The organism is Ammoniphilus sp. YIM 78166 (genome assembly GCF_004522215.1).
Lineage (GTDB): Bacteria > Bacillota > Bacilli > Aneurinibacillales > RAOX-1 > YIM-78166.
The window spans coordinates 25,399-48,104 of record NZ_SDLR01000015.1 but is presented as its reverse complement, the minus strand read 5'-3'; the positions used below and the strand labels follow the sequence as shown (position 1 = coordinate 48,104).

Here is a 22,706-nt window from a genome sequence, read left to right as displayed (position 1 = left end):
CTAGCCTACTAGAGGGATGTGGTTTTCTTGAAACCGGGTGTAACCCAATATTCCAACCTTATTAAAACGAGTTCAAGCCAACTATATTATTTTATTAGAAAACTGGGCTACAAGGAGAATGAACGGCTGCAATTTGTCTTAGTCCAAGACGCTAAACGCAGCACTTCTAGCAATAGCACTTCTAGTAACAGTAATACTTCAAATAATAGGCATGCAATCCTACTGCAAAAGCCTCTAAAGCTGATGGAAAAACGAGTGCCTGAAATCAAACTCTTTACGAAAAACAACAAACCCGTGCATGTACTCAGTCAAAATGCGAGAGGTTATGCTGTTTTTATGCAAATTAACTACGGAGAAAAAAAAGATAGCAAGATTAAAGAAATCAAAGCGCAGTTTATCGATGTAGATTTAAACAAAATTTCGGCATGCTTAAACACAAGAGAACAAGTTAAACAGAAAATGATATCCATAAGATCTAACCCAGTAGAGCAGATCGAATCGGTTACGGTCAAGAGAAATAAGCAAGGACAATACCAACTTTTAGCCCTTCGAACCGAACAGAGAGTCACACAATTGAAAAAAGAGTTTCTTAAAAAATATTGGAAACATATAAGGAACGCGATGATCATCGAAACGAGCAACGGATATCATATTTATTGGCCCGTTCAAGGTGGATCCCTTAGCAAATTCGTTCCTATTCAAGAAGCCTTGGTGAAAAAATTCGGATCCGATCCCATGATTACTAATCTAACAAGAGACATGCGTATACCCGGCTTCTATCATATGAAAAATCCTAGAAGGCCTTTTTTGGTACGGGTCATTCATTGGGGACGAAAAACTCCGTTCACGCAAAATGAACTAATCAATACAATGGGTTTGAAATCTTATATTATGCAGGGAGTCTCCTGAAAGTTGGGGGAGAAGAGGATGGAACATTCCCCCCCTTAGGGGGGACTACGCAGGGGTATGCTAAACTGCATAATCTCTGACCTGCTTGAGTTCGGCAAAGCGCTGCGGAGGTGTAAAATTATCGAATAAAATGGCTTCATCCATACTGAACAGCAAAAAAGCCGACTCTCAAGTCGGCTTTTGTCAAAGTCAAAACCCCCACAAATGGAAAACCATCTGCAGGAGTTGGTTTAATCCTATTCCTTCGGAACCATACCATCGTAATCGGTTTGATAGAATTCAATCTTACCAATAGGGATCGTATTCTCCCACACATTCACATATTCTTCCTTTAGGGCGTCCCCGCTAGCAATTCCATAGAGGGCTGCTTGCAGTCCTAGTGTGTTTTGCTTCGTTAAGTGGCCATTGGCTTTTTGTCCGATGCTGTTGCTGTTGGTATTTCCTTTGGTCTCGAAGAAAATAGCAGGGTGGGAATGCCCTTCAGGATTCAATCCATTCCAGTTTAGACCCAGCATCACGGCTGAGGCTACGCCTCCACGGATGTCGATTTCATTTTGTCCGCGGTTGCCTGTGGTATAACGATCAATATGGGTATAGCCATATTTGATGATGTTGTTATAGACATAACCTTGTACCGCGCGAGTAGCATCTCGATAGGACATGTTCTCAAATTCCCCCGTGACTAGACCTGAAGTCGTCATCGTAGGACCGTTTGGTGCTAACGAGATTCCTAGAGACATCGAAGTGGACTCATTGGTTCCTGGAACCGTTTTTAACCCCTGATGATGGATATCAATCATGAAATCAGGCTTTACTTGTGCCCAGAACGTATAGAAAGCCCTTGATTCCTTCGCCTTAAAGCCATTCTCTGTCCAATCGCGATTCAAGTCAAAGTTCGTACTCGACGTGCCAAGGATATTAGTCCCTCTCGTATTGGCTTCCGCTCCATCCGGATTGTACATAGGGATAAAGTAGATCACGGAATTTTCCAGGATCGTTTGGATTTGTTTATTGTTTTTATCCGTACTTAAATTTTTCATGACTTCAAACACGGCTTCCGTACCTAACTTCTCATTGCCGTGAATCTGGGCTTGTACCCAAATCTTTTTCTTTCCTGCGCCTTCTTCTCCCATTTTCGCTACGTAAAGATCTCTGTCGCTCTCACTCTTACCCTTATCCTCTCCCAGGATATCGGCCAGAGTAAAGACCTCTAATTGTACTTTGCTCGTTTTTTGGATGTCTTCTAGCTTTTTAATCATCTCATCGTATGTAAGCATGCTTTCATAGGAAACATTTCCGTTGGTGGATGGACCGCCGGGAATCGTATTGGCCGCAAAGGCAGAGGATGCTAATAACGTTGCAGATAGAATACCCATTCCTACAAGTTTTGATAATCTTCGTAGTTTCATAGAAGGATGGCCCCTTTGCTAATAAATGTAAATGCACAAGATATATTATAGGTGGAATATTGCATATCTGTATATCGGACTTTTTGTATAGTTAAAACTTTTCAGTTATTGGTTAAAAAGAACCAAAGGACTGTAATGGAAGTAGGGCTTTAATCCTGAAGATTGTACAAAGAAAATAGTTATGGGGATTTACAGGAGGAAAAAAGAAGAGTCAATCTTTCCAGGATTGCACTTAATTGAGGTTGCTACACCGAACAAGGTTGACAGGAATAGGCTACTATAAACTAGTGAAAGCAGGGGATGATAGTGAACACTCCGTCCATGGTCCCATACCAAGTGCAATATGGGGATACTCTTTTCACCATTGCAAGCCGATTCCACACGACACCGGAGCAGATTGCGAGAATGAATAACCTTTCTCATTATCACTTGGCCTGGGGGCAGCAGTTGTATATTCCATATCTGAAATCGCAAGATTCAAGAAGCGCAGGGAACCATTCGCAGACAAGACAGCAAGCGTACCGGCCGGTTACGGCTTATACTGCCACGAGGCCTATCCTTGTCAACGGGGTGGATATTAATACAGGCTTATATCCAGTGCTCAATTATCAGCCTGAAAATGCTGAGTACCCGTACATTTATGTACCCATTGCTGAATTTCGGCGAGTAGGGGCCAGAGTTACATGGAAAGAGCAGGAGCAGCTTATCGTGGTGGAGACTGATTATTACCAATTAAAGCAAGAAAATGAGCGGCTTCGGGCCCAATTGGCTGCGTATGGCCCGATCCCTCAGCAGGGGAATACATCCGGGAACATTTCGAATTGGGGAATTGCCGCACAGCAAGGCGATTGGGTGTACTTCAGCAACATAACGAATGGCAATAGGCTCTACAAGATGAGACTGGATGGCACGGCAAAGCAGAAATTGAACGATGATAATGCTCTTTATATCAACGTAATGGGAGATTGGGTTTACTATATTAATCGGAATGATCAGATGAAAATGTATAAGATCCGGACTGATGGAACCCAACGAACCAAAATCGATGATCAGCACTCAGCCACTGTGATGGTGGTGGTTGGAGACTGGATTTATTATGTTACTCAAAGCGAACAGTATCGGATTTATAAGATGAACGTTAATGGAACGGGAAAAACAAGAATGGGTGAGGATTATGGCGTGGAGGAAATGTATGTCTCAGCGGACTGGATCTTTTATACCGCACAGCCGCAAAACCTGCGAATCTACAAGATCAAAACGGATGGCACCAACCGAGCTCAGGTAACCCAGGATTCCGCAAGACAGCTCAATGTTGTAGGAGATTGGATTTATTTTGTGAACCAAACGCTCCCAGGTATCTTCCGTGTGAAATGGGATGGCACAGGAAAAACCTCCTTTGCTGCAGAATATAGCAATCCTACTTCCCTAAATGTACATGGGGACTGGATTTATTATGGATATTCTGACCTATACAAGACGAGGCTGGATTCGCCGGAGCAGATCAAGCTCACTCCTGTATACGGATTCGCCGGTCTCATTAACGTTGTTGGGGAATGGCTATTCTTTAGAGTGCAATACAATGGTGAGAAATTGCTTCGCATGAAAACGGATGGAACACAGGCAGAAATCGTAGGGTAAAATGGTAAGGATGAGAAAACCTTAACCTTTCGGTTAGGGTTTTTTATGATTTGCGTACAGAACACAGAAAACTAGGCCTTGAATGTTTAGTTTAGTTTTATACCGTACAACTTTGTTAATAATTGTAGTATAACGGGTAGAGGGTGATAAAAATGGATGAGAAAAACATCATATTTAGCGCAATGAACTGGGCCTGTATGCCGCACTCATGGTAACGATTTTAGTTTTTATTTTTTCATGGCTGATGTTTGGGTTACTAGCAGATAAGAAGCGGATTCCAGAGCTATTTCCCACTGCTTTGTTTTCAGCTTTTCTTGGGCTGTTAACCGACTTGATCATGGAGGAATATAGACTTTGGTCTTATGTGGATAAACCATTAAGCGGTCTTGCTGTTCCCCTGGTGCTCGATTTCGGAATTTACCCTGTTGTTTCGTATTTATTCATACAAGGTCTTCCCTTAACGATAAAAAAACGAATCATCTGGACGTTTTTTTGGTCACTTGGAGCAATCCTACTAGAGTATATCTACCTTCAATTCGGGATCATACGGCACCATCTATGGTGGAATTTATGGATGTCTTATCTTTCTGATTGGATCATTTTCGGTTTGATCATTCTGCAATATCAATTTTACGCAAAAGAAAAAGTCAGGCAGTGATCCGAATGCTTAGTATCTTATATGCGATTATATCCGTTTGTTTTTTCTTGTTCTGGGCGAAGCGGTCAAAGTTGCGTGAGTATTATTCCAGTTTATTGTGTATAAGTTACTTGCGGTTTTTAGAACAATACATACTCGTTTACATCTTGAAAGTCTGGGAATATAAGGACTTGCCTACCCCTCTTGCTCAAATCATTGGCGTACCCATTTTGCTTGATGTGACTCTTTTCCCCATGTTAGGGTATCTGATGATTCACTACTCGTATCGTAAGTTTAGCAACACGGTGAAAAGTCATTTGATTTGGGCAACGGCCATCCTATTCGTCGAATGCACGATGCTAGGGGCGGGACATTTAGAACACCATCGATATTGGAATTTCATGCTGTCGTATCTTCTGGCTTTGGCAACGGTGATCATTATTTATTTGCAGTACAAGCTGTTCTTACGGACAGGGTGGTATACGGATCGTAGTTAAGGGGAGGTTTGGGCAGTAGGGGATGAAAAAGTGAAGGGACTTTCCGATCTATCCATAAATAATGATAAAATAAGAAGGAAAGGAGGGGAGTTTCGTGGTTTTTGCACCTGATCCGAATCGAAGGTATACGTATAAAGATTATCTAGAATGGCCGGATGAAGAACGCTGGGAATTAATTGGTGGTATTCCTTTTAACATGACCCCTGCGCCTACTCCTGATCATCAGAGAATATTACGAGAACTATTAACTGAGTTCAATTATTATCTTCGGGGGAAAACATGTGAGGTATACCCGGCTCCCTTTGACGTGCGATTGTTCCCCAATGAAAAGCAAGACGATGATACTGTCGTTCAACCAGATCTTGTTATCATCTGTGACTCGTCCAAGATTAATAAGAAGGGTTGTGATGGAAGCCCTGATCTCATTGTAGAAATCATTTCTCCCTCCACAGCTAAAAAAGACCGCTTCGAAAAATTTAACCTTTACCAGCGGGCTGGAGTTAAAGAATATTGGATGGTTCAGCCAGTGGAGCAGGTGATCGAAGTCTATAAGTTGAATGAGCAAGGCAAGTATGGAGAAAGAGAAGTGTATTCAAAGGGCGATCACATTCGTGTTGGGATATTTCAAGATTTAGATATTGATTTAAGTCATGTCTTTAGATAAAAAGAAGTCAACCCCGGTTAACCCATTGGAAGAATGGCACAACTAGCATAAAAAATCCTCCTAAGTAAATTCTTAGGAGGATTATTTCACTTTACTACTTCAATTCCGAATAAAATTGGTCTAAATCATCAAGCAGTAGATTAGCGGCTTTTACTCCACCAGCTGTATTCCAAGTCACGTCGTTAACTTTGAAGGCTTTATTATTTTTGACTACGTTTAGGTTTTGGTATAGAGGGTCGTTAGTCCATTCTTCCTCGGTTTTTGTTGCTCCACCATCTCCTGTTTCATAGGTGAAGTAGAACATAATGTCCCCTTCCATCTCTGGAATTCGTTCCCTCGTAATTTCATCGGCAAACTCTTCTTTATTTTGGGATTCAGGTCGAGCAAGACCGATTTGCTTAAAGATGATTCCGGAGAATGTATCGTTGTAATAGATACGGGTTTTTCCCGCCATGAAACGGACGACAGAAACCTTAACATCTAGCTTATCCGCATGTTTTTCCTTAAATGCTGCAATACGATTGTCAAAATCAGCAATGACTTTTTGCCCTTCGGCTTCTTTGCCTAGCGTTTTAGCATAGAGCTCAAAATTGGTTTTCCATTCGCCCCGGAGGGTTTCGGAAAATACAGTGGGAGCAATGGCAGATAATTGCTGGTAAACCTTTTCCTGGCGCATTTTGTTTCCAATGATGAGGTCTGGTTTAAGAGCGGCAATCGCTTCAAGGTTTACTTGGCTTTCTTTTCCTACGTCTTGAACTCCATCCATTTCCGATTTGATGTGATCATACCAAGGACTTCCTGTCCACGATTGAACAGCACCCACAGGCTTTACGCCAAGTGCAAGAAGAGCTTCGGTACCCTCATTGGTCAGGATGACCACGCGTTCAGGGGTTCCCTTGATTTCTGTTGTTCCCATCGCATGTTCAATCACGCGAACGTCTTCTGTTTTTGGTTCCTCTTTTGGCTGCTCAGCAGATGGCTGCCCGGCAGCAGGTTGCCCTTGACCGCCGCAGCCTACTAATAGAAGGGTAAACGTAAGTAGAATGGCCAGCAGGCTAAAGATTTTTTTCGATCCCTTTGGACTAGAAAGCATATTGTTTTTTCTCTCCCCTTTGTAGTGATATTGATTCTCGTTAACAATAATAAAGTCAATCGGAGCTGTTGTCAATATTGACACTCATTCTCATTGTCCGTTAGACTGGAATTGAGGCTAAGAAGAAGGGACTTCGTACAATGACCTATCTATTTTCAACTAGATTGTTAAGATCAATAGGAATAATTATGGGGATGGCTCTCCTCGTTTTATGCGGATTTTCCAGTATTCTATTTGGATTAACGGATATTAGCTGGGAGATGGTCGTCAATGCCTATACGGACTTTAATGGCTCCAATGAGCAGATTATTATAACGTCCTCAAGAGTGCCGCGCACGCTGATTGCGATGGCCGTGGGGGCAAGTGCAGGGATTGCGGGTGCATTGATGCAGGCTTTAACCCGAAATCCGTTAGCCGCGCCGGACATCTTTGGGCTAAATGCTGGAGCAGCCTTTTTTATCGTTTTTTCGGTTGCCTTTTTTGCGATAAACGCTTTATCCAGTTTTATATGGATTGCTTTTCTCGGTACCGGGGTAGCGGCTTTCATCATCTATTTTTTGGGGTCTATGGGGAGAAATGGACTGACTCCGATGAAGTTAACGTTAGCAGGGGCCTCGATGGCTGCTTTATTTTCCTCTTTATCTAAAGGGATCTTGACCTTGAATGAAAGAGCGCTTGAGGAAGTCCTGTTTTGGTTAGCGGGATCGGTAGAAGGGCGCAAGTTGGAGATGCTGTTGCCTGTTTTGCCTTATATGATCTTTGCTTGGGTCGCTGCTTTTTTTATGGCTAAGCAGATCAACACCTTGTCTATGGGCGAAGACGTGGCTAAAGGGTTAGGCCAACGGACCGTATGGGTGAAGGCTTTTACCTGGTTGATTATCGTTCTGCTTGCGGGAAGTTCGGTGGCGGTAGCAGGGCCGATTGGCTTTATTGGGATCGTGATTCCTCATGTGGTGCGCGCGATTGTGGGGGTTGATCATCGTTGGATCATCCCTTATTGCGGAGTAATGGGGGCCATTTTATTGCTCGTCGCGGATATCGGTGCCCGGTTTATCATTATGCCGAAGGAAGTTCCGGTGGGTGTGATGACCGCTCTCATTGGGACACCGTTTTTCATCTATATTGCACGCAAGGGGATTTCGAAGTCATGAGCAAATATCGGCCGTTACGTTTGAAGAAAATACCGGTTTCCTTCCTTTTGGATATAAAAGCACTAATAATTTTCTCCATTTTCTCCCTTCTTACGCTTATCGTGATCATTGTGAGTATCGGTATGGGAGAGATGAGCATTCATCCTTTGGATGTCGTCCGGGCTTTAGTGGGGAAGGGGGAGGAGCTGCATGCCGTCGTCATCCAGAATTTCCGGCTTCCAAGAATCATTATCGGCTTTTTGGTAGGTGCATCTCTTGCGGTAGCGGGTGCCATTATGCAGGGGGTGATACGCAATCCCTTAGCTTCTCCGGATATTATCGGGATTACGGCGGGGGCGGGGGCTGCGGTGGTCACCTTTCTCACGTTTTTCTTGGATCCGAAGGATAATTCATTAACCGTCAGCATTCATTGGCTTCCTTTGGCGGCTTTTATCGGGGCTACCCTCATTATGCTTTTGATTTATGGATTAGCTTGGAATAAGGGGGTGACCCCTGTTCGCCTGGTTTTGATCGGGGTGGGTTTGGATGCTGCGATGCATGCTGTGATCACCGTCATGATGATTTTCGGTCCCTTAATTCTGGCTACTCAAGAGAAAATTTGGCTCACGGGAAGTGTCTACGGTTCGTCATGGGATAATGTAAGGACCTTATTACCCTGGTTTTGTTTTTTTCTGCCCTTTATCTTTGTGATCGCAAGAAATTTGAACATCCAAGAGCTAGGGGATGATCTGGCTAAAGGGGTGGGGACTTCTGTCCAGCGTCAACGGTTTATTTTATTACTGATGAGTACGGCTTTGGCTGGTGGGGCGGTTGCTTTTGCGGGAGGCATTGGATTTGTTGGTTTAATGGCTCCTCATATGGCCAGGCAACTGGTGGGTTCCGCCTATGGGGCCTTGCTTCCGGTATCCGCTCTCATTGGGGGGCTTATCGTGCTGTTGGCGGACCTAGTTGCTCGAACGGCGTTTTCTCCGTTAGATGTGCCGGCAGGGGTTTTTACCGCATCGATCGGTGCTCCTTATTTTATCTATTTGCTTTATAAGAATCGAAATATGTAACGATAGAGGGAGAGGGTAGAGCGATGGCATTGGAAACAAAGGGTCTGACTTTGTCATATGGAAATGAAATCATTATTGATCAGCTGGGTTTGGAAATCCCCAAATCGAAGATTACGGTTTTTATAGGGAGCAACGGTTGTGGGAAATCCACTTTGCTCAGGTCGCTTGCCAGACTCTTGAAGCCTCAGAGCGGTTCGATTATTTTGGATGGCTATGCCATGACCCAGCTTTCTACGAAGGAGATTGCCCAAAGGCTGGCTATTCTCCCTCAAGGTCCGGTCGCACCAGAAGGTCTAACGGTCCTTCAGCTGGTAAAGCAGGGGAGATATCCTTATCAGAGCTGGTTGAAACAGTGGTCGGAAGAAGACGAACAAATGGTTTATCGCGCGTTGGAGGCTACGCAAATGAAAAGTTTGGCGGAGCGGCCCGTGGATTCCCTTTCTGGCGGCCAGAGACAAAGAGCCTGGATTGCCATGACGCTGGCCCAAGGAACGGATACGATTCTCCTCGATGAGCCGACCACGTATTTAGATATGACGCATCAAATTGAAATTCTTGATTTGCTTTTTGAGCTTAACGAGAAAGAAAAACGGACCATTGTGATGGTTCTTCACGATTTGAACTTGGCGTGCCGTTATGCGGATCATATCGTGGCGGTCCGGGATAAAGGCATTTTTGCTGAGGGGAAACCAGAGGAGATTGTGAGTAAGGAGATGATCCGCTCCGTCTTTGGCATGGAATGTGAGATTACGGTGGATCCGTTATTTGGAACGCCATTATGTATTCCGCATGGGAAAGGAAGAATGGTGAAAGGGGCGAAAACGCATGCAGCCCTCGTTGGAGCAAGATGAGATCGATTATCTTTCCGAACATTTTCGATTAACGACCACCCTCTCGCCAGAGCGGAGAGGATCCATTGATGCGGTGGGTTTATTGGAGAGGCAGGGATGTGTCTCTTATTTAGATGAAGTTTCGTCTCTTATCGGGTCTCCATCGAAAATGGTAACGGCCTCTCAGTTTTCCAAAAGATATAGCTATTTGACCGTCATTCCGAGTTTATATGCTTTGACGGTATTCAATAAAGGATTAGATCTATCGATTGAAAATATCCATATTGAATCGGTCTATCAAGATCAGAACTGGTTGCCGCGGGTTCGCTTTGCCCATTTACAAGTGGCGAATGAACCTAAAAGAGAGGAAGTATTGGAAACCCTATTCGCCAAGAATCTGTCGAAGGTATGGCGTTCCCTTTCTGAAACCGTCGGTATTTCATATTCCATATTGTGGGAAAACACAGCCATCTATGTTTATTGGTTCTATGAAAAACGAATGGAGCAAGAGGGCAATCCGCAAGTCAATTTACGTATTCAAGAAGATTTTCAATATTTGATTCACGAAGCTCCAGCCTCCCTATTTGGTGAAAAGGAGAACCCGCTGGCAAAGTTTTATTCCGATCCAGGAAATCGTACTCGCAAAACTTGCTGTTATTATTATCAACTGTCTTCTCATCATGATTATTGTTCTACATGTCCAAAAGTGAGGAAAAAGGTTTTTTAAAAATGGAAAATTTAAACTTAGTTAAGGCGGTTAAAAATAACCGCCAACTTGCTTTTCATTATAGGGATTATAATTGGTTTATCGCAGGTAGTTTTCTTTCCAGAACAGGAGACTGGTTTGACCGGGTAGCCTTAAACTGGTTTGTCTTCACCCTGACCAATTCCCCCTTATCCGTTGGGATTGTTGAATTTTGCAGGTTAATTCCTATTCTATTTTTCAGTATCCTGGGAGGGATCGCGGCAGATAAATGGGAAAGGAGGAGAGTGCTGATTGTCATTCAGACAGGCGCTATGGCTATTACCTTCATTTTAGGCGTGAGTATGCTCTATGGCACGACTCTTCCTTTTCTTGTTTTACTTATCCTGTTGAGAGGCGTTTTTCTTGCATTTGAGATTCCTGCCCGCAATGCCTTTATTCCTGATCTTGTGCCAAGGGATTCGATGGTGAGTGCCATTTCATTTTTTAGCGCAACGTTAAATATCGCACGGATCATCGGTCCTGCCATAGCTGGACTGCTTCTCTCTGTGTGGTCGCCTGCGGTCCTGATTTTGATCAATGCTTTCAGCTTCATAGCTGTCATAGGTATGCTGATTCTGATTAAGACCCATCAGAAAAGAAAAGTGGAAGGTACAACTAAACAGAGCGAAAAAGGAATCAAGGAAGCTGTAGGATACTTGAAAGAACATCCATTAATTCTGAGTGTATGTATACTGGGATTGATTCCTATGATTTTCGGATATCCCTATTCTACATTGATTCCTGTTTTTGCTGAAGAGCTTCTGGGGGTCGGGCCGGAGGGATTTGGTCTCCTGTTGTCTTTCGCTGCGATCGGGTCTGTAGTAAGTTCCATGATGTTAGGATGGGGAAAATATCCTTTCATGAAAGGAAAGCTTTTTTTTGGTTGCATTTGTAGCTTTGGTGTAGGACTTATTCTTTTCTCTGTCTCCAATATCTTTTGGGTATCTTTGCTGTTGATGTTTGTGATTGGAGTGGTTAGTCAAGGGTATTCGGTTATACAAAGAGTCATTATTCAAGAAATGATCCCGAACCGGATTCGAGGACGGATATTAAGCATTGTGATGATGGATTCCGGATTCGTTCCGTTGGGAAGCTTGTTGATTGGTTTTTTGGGTGAAACGAGGGGACCGGTATTCGCCTTGTTTTTCATGGGATCCCTATGTATTGTGGCAGCTTGTTTGATCGTTGCGATGAATCGTCAGATCGTAAATATTAGATAAAAAATAAAGGGGAAATGGCGGTGATTCCTTGTTTAAGGCCATAAATGAAAAGAGTCGACTTTCCCCTGAGAGTAAATGGCTGCTTTGGCTCGATTTTGGATTCGCGCTTTCCACCTCACTTTCCGGGTTATTCCTGTCCATTTATTTGTGGAGATTAACGGAGAGTTGGGTGGTCAATGGCATCTATAATATTTCGTTGTTTGTTTTTGTTGTGGTTGGATTTATTGTAGGGGGATGGATGTCGAATAGCCATCTCTCCAGTTGATGCAGAGGTAGTTGGTGGCTCCCCGCGATTTAGAAGGTGCCTGTCACTCCCCGAATTTTGTCGAAGTCCTAGGGAAGGCCTATTGGTATTGGCCAACTCTAGGACTTCTTCGGTTTCGTTCTAACGGCCATCAAAAAGTTGGCCTGTTAAAAATGACGGTTTTGATTACTAGGGATGGTTTGTTGTTGATAGTTCATTAGTCCATTGCCATAAAGGCTAGGAAACTGGCCGTGGTTACCCTGATTCCCCTGGTTGCCGTAGTTACGGTAAGGCGAAAATTGACTTAGTGGATTTGGTGTAGGAAATGGTTGTTGCCCGTAGCCTTGTTGTGGCGTTGGGCGCGACATGGGATTCATGGGATTCATTGGACTGTTCATCTGTTGCATTTGTCCCTGGCCAAATTGGCTATATGGCTGAGGCGTGGCCGTGTACTGTTGAGCGCTTTGGTCTTGGTTCAAGAGCGGTGTCGCTTTTTGAATAAACTCTGTTAGTTGGGTTAGTTGCCGGTTCATTTCTTGGAGTTGACGTTGGGTTTCTTCAAAATAATGCTGCATTTGTTGCATGAGATCATTAGGGTTGAAAGACGTGATTTTATTTAATTGGGCTCGAATCTCTCCCATTTCATGTGCAATTTCTTCTTGAGCTACCTTTTTTGCTTCTTTATCTACTTCTTGTCTCGTTTGCTTATTCATCCTCTTCCTCCTCTAGTGATGTACGACTTTATTATGATGAACCAAATTTATATAAATATCCCTAGTTTCTCCTTTTTCTCCACTGGGGGCTAGGGTCTACACTCCTGAATAGATATCTGAATACATTAATGGTGATCAACGGAACGGTTCCGCGGGAGTATGCTTGGGGAGAGGGACATTCAAAAATAAGAAAAATGGTTGCGAAAGCTGGCAACCATTTTTCAGCGTAGTATCCCTATTATCTTTTTGAAGCTCGAAACCCAGCCTTTTTAGCCTGTTCGATGGTTTTAAAGCAATATTCCGCCTTCGTTTGTTTGTAATACTGACCTCCCGGAACATGATAGATCTTTTCCCCACTGTTGCTGATATTCCCTTTGATCTGTCCGTTGCAGTAACTGTACGGATGGGCGTTGATTTTTCCATGGTCGGCAAAAGCTAATCCATAGAATGAAGCCAAAAGGATCGTAGTAATGAGGGCTATTAAACGATGTTTCATTGTTCCCTTCCTTTCCTTTTTACCTACATTTAGGTTCCCTATCTCTACTATGAGTACGCTGAAAGCCGGAGGATTAGCCCAAATCACCTTGTGAAATAGTAAAGAGGAAAGGGGTCTCGACTATGACATTTTCTCTTGCTTCATTTACTCAACAGCTTGCTTGTCCTTCGTTACTGGGGAGAGTGCCTGGCACACCGGGACACGAAACCGCGAAAGAATGGATTCTTCAACAATTTGAATCGCTAAGGCTTTCTCCTTTTTTGGAAGGAGGTTGGATTCAAACGTTTACTGCCCACAATGGGGTGGAAGGAAGCAATCTCCTGGCTGTTCGAAAAGGAAGCTCGGATCGGTGGCTGCTTATCGGAGCTCATTATGATCATATTCGGGAATCCCCTGGAGCGGATGATAATGCAGCTGCGGTAGGAATTGTGCTTGAAGTGGTTCATCAGCTGGTAGAGACGGATACCGAAGCGAACGTCTTAATTGCTATCTTTGATATGGAGGAGCCGCCCTATTTTCGAACGCCTAGTATGGGGAGTGTTCAATTTTTTGAACTGGCGAAAACCATCATCCCCATCGAGCGCTTAGAATGTGCCATGATTCTGGATTTGTGTGGCCATGATGTGCCGATTCAAGGGAGGGAATCTTCTTTATTTATTACAAATGTGAATACCCGCCCCGATCTTGCGGAGTTGGTGCAGGGGACCGACCATACCGGTTTGCAGATCTACCGATTCTTGAACCGGCCGATGTTTTACCTTTCCGATCATTACATTTTTGACATCAACGGCATTCCTAACCTGTTTTTTACCTGTGCGAGGCGCAGCTATTATCATCAAAAAGAGGATACGTTTGAGCGACTTAACTTAGAAAAAATGAATCATATTGCTTCTTATCTAAGAAGAATCGTCTTAAAGCTGGACCAGGAAGCTGTAGGGGATTTACAGATCCCTACGTTTAACGCTAAGGATGAGGCGGAGGAGTTGAGTCGGTTTATAGGCCGCCCGGTTACACCGGAGGAATCGGAAGCGACCATTCTTCATTTAATGCATGCCATGTATCTTTGTCCGTTAGATCAACGTTTGGATCTATAATGGTGCCTGTCACTCCCCGAATTTTGTCGAGCCGCTTCGGTTGTTTCCGGAGCGGCCATTATCTACTGTCTTACTAATGCTTTTCGATTGGGGGCTTGCGGAGGTTCTTCTAGCCATCCGTTGTGAATCATAAGGTTTGCCCCTTCTTCAGCAAATTTAGCGATTTCGGCGGAAAGGCGGGTAAATAATAGGCTGATATCCCGTCTTGCACTTGAAGCTATAGACATCGCGTAGTTCGTAATCCCAGAAGCATTCAAGGTGGTAATATGGAATAACATCAGCTTATCTGAAAAGGGAGGGACAGTTGAATTCGTCACCCCAACATCCCATCCTTCCGGTGCGGGAATATCTTCTTTTCTTAATAAATCACTGCATAGGTTGATGTGATTAGAAGCGATGGATTTACCTTTTAGGAAATAATGGCGTATTTTCTTGGATTGCGCAACTTGGCTAAAGCCCATAATCAGCATTTTCCCTATGTTGTTCGTAGCAATGGCATTATATAAATTGGTTATTTCCATCGCGTTAAGCGCCCGTTGTTCCCCTAGAAAACCTGCCAAGTAGCTTGGCTCTTTAATAAAATCGGTCTTCTCGGGAACGGGAATATAAGGAGGCTTCACATAAACCCCTTTTCGCAAGGCAATGGTTTTTATGAGGTCATCTAATTCTGAGGCATGCCCAATCGCATTTTTGTATAATGTATTGACATCAGAGCGTGTACACAGTGTTTTAGCAATCCCGTGGGCGTTCAAAACAAATTTAGTCACGTTCCATAGATAATATAAGACAAAAACATCGGAAAATAATTTGGGAGCGCTTAGGTTGATGTCTTTCTCCGTAAAGCCTTGTGGAATCGGAAAGTTCTCTTTCTGAAATATTTCTTTGATCACAGAAATGTGGTGTTTAGGCTCGGTGATTGAATATTGGATAAAGTCTTTAATCTCGGCATCTTCCACTTTTTCCCCAAAATATGTGAGCATACAGATAGCCAAGGTATCCATCATATAAGTGTTCCAAAGTTGTGCGATCTCTGCTGAATGTAGTGGAGTATGATGTGTCATGTTTGTGTTGATTTCCATTGAGAACCCATCTTTCACTTGAAGTTGAACATATTATTTACATAAAAGGTGCCTGTCACTCCCCGAATTTTGTCGAAACAGAAAGGACCGTGACTGGCATGATGACAGCGATTTGTGCCGATTCAAAGGCTATATCAATACGAAAACCCGAACTGCTCCTGAGAGCAAGTTCGGGTTTTTATGTGTACCCGTATGGATCCGGTTAATTTGGACAGGGCAAGGTAAAGAATGCTTGAGCCTGTCCGAATGCACCAAGTTTATTCACCGCGGGCCCATCTGACAGTATCGTACAGACTTTCCATCGCAAACTGGTTTGGTGTGTAATGAGATTAACTTTTTATGCTAGTTTTTTGTGACCATCTTTCGAAAAGCGATGAATTTGGGTTGGCAAAATAAATTAGAAACCCTCCACCTAAGTAGAGGGTCAAATGATCTATTAAACAGCATCTTCCCATTGTTCTTCATAGTGGCCTCTGAGAAGATCCTTGGCAAACTCTTCAATCTTAATGGAATCAAATTTTTGAAGTAGTTCTTCAAGGTCTGATGGCAGAGTTGGATTTGTACTTTGGATTTTCCATTTTGACATTGGAGTCCCTCCTCAAGAATTGACTGCCTTATTAGTATAACATGGATTCTTAATTTTGTTAACGCTTTCATCTAAAAAATGTGGATAACAATGTAAAAAGGGCATTCAATCCTTGATTCCGAACCCAAAGTCAGGTTGGGTGCTTTTTGAAATCAAAAAATCAAACCGTAGGGTTTTACAAGCTCCCCTCGGCTTGATTTTTATGTTATTACATGGCAGGATGGTTGTCCCCAGGAGCATTAGTTAGGGGGAATCTTGTTTCTAAGACGACAAATTTCGAGCAATTTCGGGGAGTGACAGGCACCCTTTTCTGAAAATTTAAACTCATCACGGGTTTATAAAAAATTTAGAAAGGCAAGAATAGAAATTGAATAAATAATTGAAGCTCAGAGGTAAAATCATGGGTTTTATCAAGCGAACCATTCAAAACATGCTTAAACGTCCGCCGTCTTCCGGAAAGCATCAGGATGAGGGATCGGTTGAAGAAGAGCCGTTAAAATGCAGCCTTCAGGAAAATATTCAAAGGGTGAAAGAAACCCTAGGAAACAGCGGGGATATTATCATTCGGGAAATTCGCATCGGACAAGACGAGAGGCTTAAAGCGGCCATTTTGTATACCGACGGATTGTCGAATAAGAATGCCATTCATGACTTTATCATGGAAACCCTGATGCTGAATGTCCAGGGAACGGATTTAGTGCAAAAGATGTCGTCTGCCTCCCATCCTTTAGCTCTATTGAAAGAGTCTATTCTTGCCGTAGGGGATATCCAGGATGTTTTCGATTTTGAAACGCTGTTGGATTGGTTATTGTCTGGGAGAACGATCTTTCTGCTAGACGGATATGCACAAGGCTTTTCCATCGGCATGAGCGGTTGGGAAGACCGGGGGGTAACGGAGCCTTCTACCCAAACGGTAATCAGGGGACCAAAGGAAGGTTTTTCGGAAAGTTTGCGGACGAACACCGCGTTGATTCGCCGGAAAATCAAAGACCCTCATCTATGGCTAGAGAGTCGAAAGATAGGAAGAGTTACGAAAACCGATGTCGCTATCATGTACATTAAAGGCATTGCCAATGACAAGGTCATCGAAGAAGTGCGCATTCGCTTAGAACGCATTGATATTGATGGGATTCTGGAAAGCGGCAATATTGAGGAACTGATTCAGGATGAAACGTATACCCCCTTTCCGACGGTGTTTAATTCCGAACGTCCGGATGTTATCGCTGCCGGGCTTTTGGAAGGTCGAATTGCGATTTTAATAGATGGAACTCCGTTCGTTTTGCTCGTGCCGGCTTTGTTCACCCAATTCTATCAATCTGCGGAGGACTACTACCAACGGGCCGATATCGGAACATTGCTTCGCTTGCTTCGATTCCTATGCTTCTTTCTAGCATTAATTGCTCCTTCCTTGTATGTCGCCATCGTCACCTTTCATCAGGAGATGATTCCGACACCCCTGCTGATCAGTTTGGCGGCTCAACGGGAGGGTGTCCCTTTTCCTGCTTTCGTGGAAGCTCTCATCATGGAGATCACCTTTGAAATCCTGAGGGAAGCGGGAGTGAGAATGCCGAGGGCGGTTGGACAAGCCGTATCCATCGTAGGAGCTTTGGTTATTGGCCAAGCCGCAGTAGAGGCGGGCTTTATCGCCCCTGCCATGGTCATCGTGGTGTCCATCACAGCGATTGCAAGTTTTGTGGTTCCTTCCTTTAATATGTCTATTTCGATTCGGATTTTGCGTTTTGGTTTGATGGGGCTTGCCGCATCCTTTGGGTTATTCGGGATCACCGTGGGCTTGATTGCCCTTGTTCTGCACTTATCTAGCTTGCGATCGTTCGGCGTTCCTTATATGAGTCCATTTGCGCCTCTCATTGTTGCCGATCAAAAGGATTCGATTATCCGAGTACCACAATGGGCAATGTTTACTCGACCGCGCTTAATCAGTCAGAAAAATGTGGTCCGTGAGAGAGAGGGGAGAGAAAGGAGGAAAAAACCGTGAAACGAAGGCTTGGGATGGCCTGTATCCTTATACTTTTACTGATCCTCATTACGGGTTGTTGGAGCCGCCGTGAGCTAAATGAACTGGGCATCGTGGTAGGGATGGGGATCGATAAATCAGGAGATCAATATCTCGTCTCGTTTCAGGTGGTTGATCCTGGCGAAGTGGCCGCCAAGCAAGGCGCTACGGGCCGCGCTCCTGTCGTGATGTATAAAGAGGAATCCGATACCCTATTTGAGGCGATTCGAAAAATAACCACCATATCCCCAAGAAGGAGCTATTTCTCCCATCTTCGTATCCTTGTGATTGGCGAGGAATTAGCCAAGGAAGGAATTGGAAAATCGTTGGAAATGATCTTTCGCGATCACGAGTTCCGAACCGACTTTTACATCGTGGTAACGAAGGCAACCAAAGCGGAAGACGTGCTGAGGGTAATCACGCCTCTAGAAAAAATCCCAGCGAATCACCTGTTCTATTCACTCCAGGCATCGGAGCAAACCTGGGCTCCCATGACGACGACGGTCACCTTGGACCAGTTGATTTCTGACATCGTAAGCGAAGGAAAACACCCCGTATTAACAGGACTCCAAGTGCAAGGCGATAAAAAAGCAGCGGAAACCAAAGACAATGCAGAAGAGATCGAGTCCCCCGGCCATTTGCAATATGTTCAGTTAGCCGCCTTTAAAAAAGACCGACTGGTAGGCTGGCTCAACGTGGAAGAAAGCGGCGCTTATAATTACATTCAGAATAACGTGCACAATACGGTTCATCAAGTGCCTTGCTCTAAAGGGGGAAAAGCGGTGGTCGAGCTGCTGCGCTCCCAAACCAATCTCAAGGGTGGGGTCACGAATGGAAAACCTCAAATCGATGTAAACATTCAGGCTGAAGGCAATGTGGCGGAGGTAGGGTGCGGGAATCTTGATTTGTCCAAACCCGAGACCATTGATGAACTGGAAACGGAAATCAATCAAAGCATCAAGGATTCGATTGAAGCGTCGATAGAGAAGGTGCAAGAAAGGGTTAAAGCGGACATTTTCGGATTTGGTGAAGCGATTCGCCGATCAGATCCCCAGGCTTGGAAAGAGCTAAAGGGAGATTGGGATCAAGCATTTCAGGACCTTCCCGTAACGGTAAAAGTGGATGTGAAAATCAGACGTGTCGGGACGGTGGGGGAGACCTTCCTCAGCGAATTGAAGGAGTAGGTAGATATGGTGGCTAGCATGGCTTTTTTAGGGGTAGCGATGGTGATCGCGCTGATTGAGGTTCCTCATCTCCTGGAAAAAAAGCTGAAAAAGGAATTATGCTTTTTTTCGATACTCCTTGTCTTGGGGGTGGGCTTAAGCGTGGCCGTAGCAAAGGGAGTGGATCTTCCTAATCCCCTAGATTGGGTTTCCTTCATTTATAAGCCCATAAGTGATTGGATCTTCCGACTCTTAACGTAACCAATAATGGAAGGAAGGATAAAAATGAAATGGAGAAGGCGAAAATCAGTTCATCCCAATTGTTTATCTTAATCTTTCTCTTTGAATTGGGAAGTGCGATTGTTGTAGGATTAGGGCTGCAAGCGAAACAGGATGCATGGTTGGCGATCCTCCTTGGCATGCTGGGGGGATTGGTTCTCTTTTTAATTTACATCTATCTTTTCTATCAATTTCCGAATCTCCCTTTGACTAGCTATATTCCGAAAGTTCTCGGCAAGTACGTTGGATATCCGTTGGCTTTGCTCTATATCCTTTATTTCATCTATATCGCATCCAGAGTCTTGCGAGATTTTACGGATCTGCTTTTAACCTTTGCGTATCCGGAAACCCCTATGTTCATGATCCATCTGATCATGATTGCTCTCATTATCTATGCTGTCTGCAAAGGGATCGAAACCATTGCCAGAACGGGCGAAATCTTGGTGGTTGTGATCATTACTTATGGGGTGTTGGGCATCTCTTTCCTTTTTCTTTCGGATGCGGTCCGGTCCGAAAACCTTCTCCCTATTCTGGAGAATGGCTGGAAGCCTGTGTTGACCACGGCTTTTCCCTTGACCTTGACCTTTCCTTTTGGGGAGATGGTGGTGTTTGCGATGTTGCTTCCTTATTTGAATCAACCGAAAAGGGGAATGAAGATTGGGCTGTCTGCCATGACGTTGAGCGGATTGGTGCTCACGGTGACTGTCGCTATAGATATTGCTGTCCTCGGTACGTACTTCGCCACCACTTCGACGTTTCCTTTGCTGCATGCTGCTCAAAAGATCAATGTCGGAGGTTTTATCCAGCGTCTGGATCCGATTGTGATCTCGACCTTAATTATCGGAGGTTTCTTTAAGATTGCGGTCTTTTTTTACGCGGCAGCAGCAGGGGTTGCGGATCTGTTTAAGGTTAGGAAGCGGGATCCGATGATCTTTTCGATTGGGATTGTCATTCTGATCGCTTCCATCCAGATTGCAGGTAATCTGCCGGAACATCTTGAGATTGGGTTGGAAAAGGTCCCTATTTATCTGCATCTCCCGTTTCAAGTAGGCATCCCATTGCTGCTGCTTATCGTGACAGGAATCCGCAAACGGTATCATCATATTTAAGAGAACATAGAGAAGCAAAGGAGGTGAAGAACATGGTGGAGAACGGGAAAATCGGGGTGCGTCAATTTACCATACTGGTTGTATTATATACCATTGGGGATGCGATCTTGATTCTGCCGGCCATTACGGCTGGGGAAGCGAAACAAGACGCTTGGATTGTGGCCATTTTAAGCATTGCGGTGGGATTGATGGTCCTACCTTTGTATTCCGCTGTCGGTAGACTCCACCCTGACTTAACCTTGGTTCAGTTAAATGAAAAAATCTTTGGCAAGTGGCTAGGAATCATCGCTTCCCTCTTATTTTTATCCTATTGTTTTTTGTATGCAGCGGTTGCCTTGAGGGAAATCGGGGACTTTATGACTACCCATATCATGCCAGATACTCCCATCGAGGCGATCCATATTGTTTTTGTCATGATCATCCTGATGGCCACTCGTTTGGGCTTGGAAACCATCGCCAGGAGCGCGGAGATTTTATTTCCTTGGGTGATTATCCTTTTATTTATCTTGATTATCTTCCTGCTTCCCGAAGTGAAGGTTGAAAAAGTTCAGCCGGTCCTTGAAGAAGGTTTTAAGCCTATTTTGCGAGGTTCGCTTACCTTCATCACTTATCCTTTCGTTGAACTAGTCGTACTGATGATGATTTTTCCCTTTGTGAATCAAAGCAATAAAATTAACAAAAGCCTTCTGATAGGGGCGGGGATAGGAGGCTTGGCGCTTGCTATCATGATCACTTTATGCCTTTTGGTTCTTGGACCGGATCTTACAGCGAGATATCAGTTTCCAAGCTATATGTTGGCTAAAAAAATAAATATAGGCAACTTCCTTCAACGAATAGAAGCCATCTTAGCAGGAATATGGTTCATTACTCTCTTTTTTCGAATTACGTTTTACTTCTATTCCGCTGTATTGGGATTGGCGCAGACGTTAAGGTTGAAAGAGTATAGATCTCTTACCTTGCCCATGGGGGTCATCTTGGTGAATTTGTCCCTGATGATTTCGCCTAATATTGTCTACATAGGCAACATGTCACCCATCTGGCCGTTTTATGATTTTACCTACGGAATTTTACTCCCCTTACTGTTGTTCGGGGTGGCGGCGATGAGAAGGTTTTCCAAAGGAACCAATGATAGACCTTACTCTGGGTAACAAGCTCTAAGGCAAGAAAAGACTACACCGTTTAAACATCCGGTGCAGTCTTTTTAAAATTTCCTCTATTAAATAGCTTCTTCCCATTGTTCCTCGTAGTGGCCTCTGAGAAGATCCTTAGCAAAGTCTTCAATTTTAATGCATTCAAACTGCTGAAGTAGTTCTTCAAGGTCTGATGGCAGGGTTGGATTTGTACTTTGAATTTTCCATTTTGACATTGGAGTCCCTCCTTCAAGATTTCACTGCTTTATTATTATAACATGGATCTGTAGATTTGTTAACGCTTTCATTAGAAGAGTAACGATTGGACAAGTCCATTATCGGCAACATTAAGCAGAGGAATCCTAAACCTATTTCGGGGGTGCTAATGCATGGAGTGGTATGAGCGGCTAAATGAATATTTTCCTGAACATGAAATGAAAGATCCGCGTCAATTGCAAGCGTTGATTGAGGATAAGGATGTGTATCACAAGGAAGAAACGGATGAATACATTCTTTTATACGCTGAATTTCCGACGTTTATTTTTATTGATTATTTTCTAATCAAACCGGAAAGGCGAGGCAAGGGTGTAGGTTCGAAGGTATTAAATCAATTAAAACAAAAGGGTAAGGACATTATTCTAGAAGTCGAACCCATCGACCGGGATGATGAGGACACCTTGAGGAGGGCTAACTTTTACACCAAAAACGGCTTTGCAAAAGCTGACCGGATCCTATATGAGCGAGAGGATCAAAGCGGGGAGCCATACGAAATGAAGATTTACTATTGGACGCCGAAAGAAACCTTGCCTCAAGAGGTGGTATTAGAAAAAATGGCTAAAGCCTGTCGGGAGATCCATAACTTCCGTTCCCAAAGGTATTACGGACGAGTGGTGGCTGATCCGGACGAAGTGTTGAACCTGAAGCGGCGGCCTGATCTTTCGTGAATCACTT

General features: G+C 43.9%; 25 protein-coding genes. 18 read left to right on the top strand and 7 right to left on the bottom strand.

Annotation, left to right across the window (positions count from 1 at the left end; translation table 11 throughout):
* Nucleotides 1-27 precede the first annotated feature (27 nt).
* Nucleotides 28-909 carry a DNA-primase RepB domain-containing protein gene (locus tag EIZ58_RS30980; protein WP_134704897.1) on the top strand — a complete coding sequence of 294 codons (882 nt, stop codon included), beginning with the start codon at nucleotides 28-30 and terminating at the stop codon, nucleotides 907-909.
* A gap of 236 nt (nucleotides 910-1,145) precedes the next feature.
* Here the strand turns inward: EIZ58_RS30980 and EIZ58_RS30975 are convergent, their stop codons facing one another.
* Nucleotides 1,146-2,318, bottom strand: coding sequence for a M14 family zinc carboxypeptidase (locus tag EIZ58_RS30975; protein WP_240689472.1), 1,173 nt, complete (start codon nucleotides 2,316-2,318; stop codon nucleotides 1,146-1,148).
* Between the two features lie 336 nt (nucleotides 2,319-2,654).
* On the opposite strand from EIZ58_RS30975, the gene EIZ58_RS30970 reads away from it, so the two are divergent.
* The 4 genes from EIZ58_RS30970 (at nucleotide 2,655) to EIZ58_RS30955 (ending at nucleotide 5,754) form a co-directional block, all read left to right on the top strand.
* The gene (locus tag EIZ58_RS30970; protein ID WP_167578068.1) at nucleotides 2,655-3,956 is read left to right on the top strand and encodes a DUF5050 domain-containing protein; all 1,302 of its coding nucleotides are present in this window, start codon (nucleotides 2,655-2,657) and stop codon (nucleotides 3,954-3,956) included.
* Nucleotides 3,957-4,164: 208 nt separating this feature from the next.
* Nucleotides 4,165-4,614, top strand: coding sequence for a CBO0543 family protein (locus EIZ58_RS30965; RefSeq protein ID WP_134704893.1), 450 nt, complete (start codon nucleotides 4,165-4,167; stop codon nucleotides 4,612-4,614).
* 5 nt (nucleotides 4,615-4,619) lie between these two features.
* Entirely contained in the window at nucleotides 4,620-5,090 is a 471-nt protein-coding gene (locus EIZ58_RS30960; protein WP_134704891.1) for a CBO0543 family protein, read from the top strand.
* 94 nt (nucleotides 5,091-5,184) lie between these two features.
* The gene (locus tag EIZ58_RS30955; protein ID WP_134704889.1) at nucleotides 5,185-5,754 is read left to right on the top strand and encodes a Uma2 family endonuclease; all 570 of its coding nucleotides are present in this window, start codon (nucleotides 5,185-5,187) and stop codon (nucleotides 5,752-5,754) included.
* Between the two features lie 94 nt (nucleotides 5,755-5,848).
* Here the strand turns inward: EIZ58_RS30955 and EIZ58_RS30950 are convergent, their stop codons facing one another.
* A complete protein-coding gene (locus tag EIZ58_RS30950; protein WP_134704909.1) occupies nucleotides 5,849-6,847 on the bottom strand; it encodes an ABC transporter substrate-binding protein in 999 nt (332 codons plus the stop codon).
* 140 nt (nucleotides 6,848-6,987) lie between these two features.
* Between EIZ58_RS30950 and EIZ58_RS30945 the strand changes: the two genes are divergently transcribed.
* From EIZ58_RS30945 to EIZ58_RS33990, 6 genes are read left to right on the top strand one after another with little or no spacing between them, the layout of a single operon-like run.
* Nucleotides 6,988-7,998 carry a FecCD family ABC transporter permease gene (locus tag EIZ58_RS30945; protein WP_134704887.1) on the top strand — a complete coding sequence of 337 codons (1,011 nt, stop codon included), beginning with the start codon at nucleotides 6,988-6,990 and terminating at the stop codon, nucleotides 7,996-7,998.
* Nucleotides 7,995-9,053: a FecCD family ABC transporter permease gene (locus EIZ58_RS30940; RefSeq protein ID WP_134704885.1), complete on the top strand. Its 1,059-nt coding sequence runs from the start codon at nucleotides 7,995-7,997 to the stop codon at nucleotides 9,051-9,053. Before EIZ58_RS30945 ends, EIZ58_RS30940 begins: the two co-directional genes overlap by 4 nt.
* A 23-nt stretch (nucleotides 9,054-9,076) precedes the next feature.
* Nucleotides 9,077-9,904 (top strand): ABC transporter ATP-binding protein, encoded by an 828-nt coding sequence (locus tag EIZ58_RS30935; RefSeq protein WP_134704883.1) that lies wholly within the window; start codon nucleotides 9,077-9,079, stop codon nucleotides 9,902-9,904.
* Entirely contained in the window at nucleotides 9,879-10,610 is a 732-nt protein-coding gene (locus EIZ58_RS30930; protein WP_134704908.1) for an IucA/IucC family C-terminal-domain containing protein, read from the top strand. The genes EIZ58_RS30935 and EIZ58_RS30930 overlap by 26 nt, the downstream gene beginning before the upstream one ends.
* Before the next feature lie 2 nt (nucleotides 10,611-10,612).
* Nucleotides 10,613-11,848, top strand: a complete 1,236-nt coding sequence (locus tag EIZ58_RS30925) for an MFS transporter (protein WP_167578067.1) — start codon at nucleotides 10,613-10,615, stop codon at nucleotides 11,846-11,848.
* Nucleotides 11,849-11,876: 28 nt separating this feature from the next.
* Nucleotides 11,877-12,113, top strand: a complete 237-nt coding sequence (locus EIZ58_RS33990; protein WP_167578066.1) for a hypothetical protein — start codon at nucleotides 11,877-11,879, stop codon at nucleotides 12,111-12,113.
* Between the two features lie 146 nt (nucleotides 12,114-12,259).
* On the opposite strand, the gene EIZ58_RS30920 is transcribed toward EIZ58_RS33990, so the two are convergent.
* Nucleotides 12,260-12,805, bottom strand: a complete 546-nt coding sequence (locus EIZ58_RS30920) for a hypothetical protein (RefSeq protein WP_134704879.1) — start codon at nucleotides 12,803-12,805, stop codon at nucleotides 12,260-12,262.
* A gap of 238 nt (nucleotides 12,806-13,043) precedes the next feature.
* On the bottom strand, nucleotides 13,044-13,301 hold the full coding sequence (locus EIZ58_RS35280; protein ID WP_205672430.1) for a sunset domain-containing protein: 258 nt from the start codon (nucleotides 13,299-13,301) through the stop codon (nucleotides 13,044-13,046).
* Between the two features lie 122 nt (nucleotides 13,302-13,423).
* On the opposite strand from EIZ58_RS35280, the gene EIZ58_RS30910 reads away from it, so the two are divergent.
* The gene (locus EIZ58_RS30910; RefSeq protein WP_134704877.1) at nucleotides 13,424-14,395 is read left to right on the top strand and encodes a M28 family metallopeptidase; all 972 of its coding nucleotides are present in this window, start codon (nucleotides 13,424-13,426) and stop codon (nucleotides 14,393-14,395) included.
* Between the two features lie 62 nt (nucleotides 14,396-14,457).
* On the opposite strand, the gene EIZ58_RS30905 is transcribed toward EIZ58_RS30910, so the two are convergent.
* Both EIZ58_RS30905 and EIZ58_RS33985 read right to left on the bottom strand, forming a co-directional pair.
* A complete protein-coding gene (locus EIZ58_RS30905; protein WP_134704875.1) occupies nucleotides 14,458-15,474 on the bottom strand; it encodes a DUF3231 family protein in 1,017 nt (338 codons plus the stop codon).
* Nucleotides 15,475-15,910: 436 nt separating this feature from the next.
* Nucleotides 15,911-16,060, bottom strand: coding sequence for a hypothetical protein (locus tag EIZ58_RS33985; protein ID WP_167578065.1), 150 nt, complete (start codon nucleotides 16,058-16,060; stop codon nucleotides 15,911-15,913).
* A gap of 400 nt (nucleotides 16,061-16,460) precedes the next feature.
* On the opposite strand from EIZ58_RS33985, the gene EIZ58_RS30900 reads away from it, so the two are divergent.
* Genes EIZ58_RS30900 through EIZ58_RS30880 form a run of 5 tightly spaced genes read left to right on the top strand, consistent with a single transcriptional unit; the run spans nucleotide 16,461 to nucleotide 21,773 of the window.
* Nucleotides 16,461-18,056, top strand: coding sequence for a spore germination protein (locus EIZ58_RS30900; RefSeq protein WP_134704873.1), 1,596 nt, complete (start codon nucleotides 16,461-16,463; stop codon nucleotides 18,054-18,056).
* The gene (locus EIZ58_RS30895; RefSeq protein ID WP_240689470.1) at nucleotides 18,053-19,258 is read left to right on the top strand and encodes a Ger(x)C family spore germination protein; all 1,206 of its coding nucleotides are present in this window, start codon (nucleotides 18,053-18,055) and stop codon (nucleotides 19,256-19,258) included. The genes EIZ58_RS30900 and EIZ58_RS30895 overlap by 4 nt, the downstream gene beginning before the upstream one ends.
* Nucleotides 19,259-19,264: 6 nt before the next feature.
* Nucleotides 19,265-19,498, top strand: a complete 234-nt coding sequence (locus EIZ58_RS30890; protein ID WP_134704871.1) for a hypothetical protein — start codon at nucleotides 19,265-19,267, stop codon at nucleotides 19,496-19,498.
* A 29-nt stretch (nucleotides 19,499-19,527) separates the two neighbouring features.
* Complete coding sequence (locus EIZ58_RS30885) at nucleotides 19,528-20,625, top strand: GerAB/ArcD/ProY family transporter (RefSeq protein ID WP_134704869.1); 1,098 nt, start codon at nucleotides 19,528-19,530, stop codon at nucleotides 20,623-20,625.
* A gap of 32 nt (nucleotides 20,626-20,657) precedes the next feature.
* Nucleotides 20,658-21,773 carry a GerAB/ArcD/ProY family transporter gene (locus tag EIZ58_RS30880; protein ID WP_134704867.1) on the top strand — a complete coding sequence of 372 codons (1,116 nt, stop codon included), beginning with the start codon at nucleotides 20,658-20,660 and terminating at the stop codon, nucleotides 21,771-21,773.
* A gap of 68 nt (nucleotides 21,774-21,841) precedes the next feature.
* Here the strand turns inward: EIZ58_RS30880 and EIZ58_RS33980 are convergent, their stop codons facing one another.
* Nucleotides 21,842-21,991: a hypothetical protein gene (locus tag EIZ58_RS33980; protein WP_167578064.1), complete on the bottom strand. Its 150-nt coding sequence runs from the start codon at nucleotides 21,989-21,991 to the stop codon at nucleotides 21,842-21,844.
* Between the two features lie 153 nt (nucleotides 21,992-22,144).
* Between EIZ58_RS33980 and EIZ58_RS30875 the strand changes: the two genes are divergently transcribed.
* Nucleotides 22,145-22,699, top strand: a complete 555-nt coding sequence (locus tag EIZ58_RS30875) for a GNAT family N-acetyltransferase (RefSeq protein WP_134704865.1) — start codon at nucleotides 22,145-22,147, stop codon at nucleotides 22,697-22,699.
* Nucleotides 22,700-22,706: the final 7 nt, after the last annotated feature.